6 protein-coding genes are annotated in these 3268 nt (G+C 54.7%); all 6 read right to left on the bottom strand.

All coding sequences use genetic code 11. From position 1 onward, the window contains the following. Positions 1–642: 50S ribosomal protein L2 (gene rplB, locus ACIGEK_RS17980; RefSeq protein WP_397494647.1), on the bottom strand; the 642-nt coding region annotated here is incomplete at its 3' end. 14 nt (positions 643–656) lie between these two features. Further along, a complete protein-coding gene (gene rplW / locus ACIGEK_RS17975) occupies positions 657–956 on the bottom strand; it encodes a 50S ribosomal protein L23 (RefSeq protein ID WP_160089364.1) in 300 nt (99 codons plus the stop codon). Then, complete coding sequence (gene rplD, locus ACIGEK_RS17970; protein ID WP_090255805.1) at positions 953–1555, bottom strand: 50S ribosomal protein L4; 603 nt, start codon at positions 1553–1555, stop codon at positions 953–955. Before rplD ends, rplW begins: the two co-directional genes overlap by 4 nt. A gap of 12 nt (positions 1556–1567) precedes the next feature. Beyond that, positions 1568–2203, bottom strand: a complete 636-nt coding sequence (gene rplC / locus ACIGEK_RS17965; RefSeq protein WP_090255807.1) for a 50S ribosomal protein L3 — start codon at positions 2201–2203, stop codon at positions 1568–1570. Between the two features lie 84 nt (positions 2204–2287). Continuing rightward, complete coding sequence (gene rpsJ, locus ACIGEK_RS17960) at positions 2288–2599, bottom strand: 30S ribosomal protein S10 (RefSeq protein ID WP_010486970.1); 312 nt, start codon at positions 2597–2599, stop codon at positions 2288–2290. 141 nt (positions 2600–2740) lie between these two features. Continuing rightward, positions 2741–3268, bottom strand: a 528-nt coding sequence (locus tag ACIGEK_RS17955; RefSeq protein ID WP_397494646.1) for an EF-Tu/IF-2/RF-3 family GTPase, incomplete at its 5' end; no start/stop codon positions are given.

Below are 3268 nucleotides of genomic sequence, written 5' to 3'. Positions count from 1 at the left end.
CCGGCGTTTGGCACCAGCTTTACCCAGCGAACGCAGGCTGTGCTCGGAGTTCGAGACTTCGCCCAGGGTCGCACGGCACTCGGCCAGCACTTTACGCATCTCACCGGAACGCAGACGCAGGGTCACGTAGACACCTTCACGCGCAATCAGCTGAGCCGAAGCACCAGCGGAACGAGCGATCTGAGCACCTTTACCCGGCTTCAGTTCGATGCCGTGAACAGTGCTACCAACTGGGATATTGCGCAGCTGCAGACTGTTGCCCGGCTTGATCGGAGCCATGATGCCAGCTACCAGCTGATCGCCAGCACTCACGCCTTTAGGGGCGATGATGTAGCGACGCTCGCCGTCTGCATACATCAACAGAGCGATGTGTGCGGTACGGTTCGGATCGTATTCAATACGCTCGACAGTAGCTGGAATGCCATCTTTATCGTTGCGACGGAAATCGACCAGACGGTAATGCTGCTTGTGGCCACCACCGATGTGACGAGTGGTAATACGACCATTGTTGTTACGACCGCCAGTCTTCGACTTCTTCTCAAGCAGCGGAGCGTAAGGAGCGCCTTTATGCAGCTCCTGATTGACCACCTTGACCACAAAACGGCGGCCAGGGGAAGTCGGTTTGCATTTAACGATTGCCATGATGCACCCCTTCCTTACTCAGCACTGCTGGCGAAATCGAGATCTTGGCCTGGCTGAAGCGAAATGATCGCCTTCTTCCAGTCGTTACGCTTGCCCAGGCCGCGAGCGTTGCGCTTGGTCTTACCGAGAACATTCACGGTATTAACAGCAGCAACATTCACGCTGAACAGGCTTTCGACGGCCTTCTTGATTTCCAGCTTGGTTGCATCGGTTGCAACCTTGAAAACGAACTGACTTTTCTTGTCAGCGAGAACCGTGGCCTTCTCGGAGATGTGCGGGCCAAGCAGCACTTTAAATACGCGTTCCTGGTTCATCCCAGCAGCTCCTCGAATTTCTTCACGGCAGAAACGGTGACCAGCACCTTTTCATACGCGATCAGACTAACTGGATCGGAACCTTGCACGTCACGAACATCAACGTGTGGCAGGTTGCGAGCAGCCAGGTACAGATTCTCATCAATAGCATCGGACACGATCAGCACATCGGTCAGACCCATGCCATTCAACTTGCCCAACAGTTCTTTGGTCTTCGGAGCTTCAACACTGAAGTCTTCGACGACGATCAAACGATCAGTACGAACCAGCTCGGCAAGAATCGAACGCAATGCAGCGCGATACATCTTCTTGTTCAGCTTTTGATCGTGATTCTGCGGACGAGCCGCGAAGGTCACACCACCGCCACGCCAGATCGGACCACGAGTGGTACCTGCACGAGCACGACCAGTACCCTTCTGACGCCAAGGGCGCTTACCGCCACCGGATACGTCGGAACGAGTCTTCTGCTGCTTGCTGCCCTGACGGCCGCCGGCCATGTAGGCCACAACTGCTTGGTGAACCAGGGTCTCGTTGTATGCGCCGCCAAAAGTGGCTTCGGATACTTCGATTGCTTGAGCGCCATTTACATTTAATTGCATGTCAGCTTCCCCTTAACCGCGAGCCTTGGCCGCTGGACGTACAACCAGGTTGCCGCCAGTAGCGCCAGGAACAGCACCCTTGACCAGCAACAGATTGCGTTCAGCGTCAACCCGCACTACTTCCAGGGACTGCACGGTCACGCGCTCAGCGCCCATATGACCGGACATTTTTTTGCCCTTGAATACGCGACCCGGAGTCTGGCACTGGCCAATGGAACCCGGAACACGGTGGGACACGGAGTTACCGTGAGTGTTGTCTTGGCCGCGGAAGTTCCAACGCTTGATGGTACCGGCAAAGCCTTTACCTTTGGACTGACCGGTGACATCCACCAGCTGACCAGCTTGGAATATTTCAGCGTTGATCAGATCGCCTGCCTGGTACTCGCCTTCTTCAAGACGGAATTCCATAACAGTGCGGCCTGCCGCGACATTCGCCTTAGCGAAGTGACCGGCTTGCGCCTTGCTGACACGTGAAGCACGACGCTCACCGACAGTTACTTGCACTGCACGATAGCCATCGGACTCTTCAGTCTTGAACTGAGTGACGCGATTCGGCTCGATCTCAATGACCGTAACCGGAATGGAGACACCTTCTTCGGTGAAAATACGGGTCATACCCGCCTTTCGACCGACTACACCAATAGTCATGTTGTAACCTCATGAGTGTACGGGGCTTTCACCCGCTATGGCCGCCCATTTCAGAGCGTTACACGACTAAAACCTAAAGCGGTCTTAGCCGAGGCTGATCTGCACTTCCACACCAGCCGCAAGATCAAGCTTCATCAGCGCGTCAACGGTTTTATCCGTTGGCTGGACGATGTCCAGAACACGCTTATGAGTACGGATCTCGAACTGATCACGCGCGTCTTTATTGACGTGAGGCGAGGTCAGAACGGTGAACCGCTCTTTGCGGGTAGGCAGAGGAATAGGACCACGCACCTGAGCACCAGTACGTTTCGCGGTTTCCACGATTTCCTGGGTTGATTGATCGATCAGGCGATGGTCAAAAGCCTTCAACCGAATACGGATTTGTTGGTTTTGCATTTTGACCTCAGATTCCAAGCTGCTATTCCCAACGGACGCAATACGCCCGTTAAAAGGAGGCGTGATTCTATAGACGCCCCTAGCAGGTGTCAACCCAATAAAAAAGCCCCCGCAAGCGGGGGCTTTTTCTCAAACCATCACTTACGCGATGATTTTGGCTACGACGCCAGCGCCGACGGTACGACCGCCTTCACGAATGGCGAAACGCAGACCTTCTTCCATTGCGATGGTCTTGATCAGAGTGACAGTCATCTGAATGTTGTCACCTGGCATTACCATCTCAACGCCTTCCGGCAGTTCGCAGTTACCAGTTACGTCAGTAGTACGGAAGTAGAACTGAGGACGGTAGCCTTTGAAGAACGGAGTGTGACGACCGCCTTCTTCTTTGCTCAACACATACACTTCTGCAGTGAAGGTGGTGTGCGGCTTAACCGAACCTGGCTTGACCAGAACCTGGCCACGCTCAACGTCGTCACGCTTGGTGCCACGCAGCAGAACGCCGCAGTTCTCGCCAGCACGACCTTCGTCGAGCAACTTGCGGAACATCTCAACACCGGTACAGGTGGTCTTGGTGGTATCACGCAGACCAACGATCTCGATTTCTTCCTGGATCTTGACGATACCGCGCTCGATACGGCCAGTTACCACGGTGCCACGACCGGAGATCGA

Source organism: Pseudomonas sp. NPDC079086, assembly GCF_044542155.1.
In the GTDB taxonomy this organism is placed as follows: Bacteria; Pseudomonadota; Gammaproteobacteria; order Pseudomonadales; family Pseudomonadaceae; genus Aquipseudomonas.
This window is presented reverse-complemented; position numbering and strand designations above follow the sequence as displayed.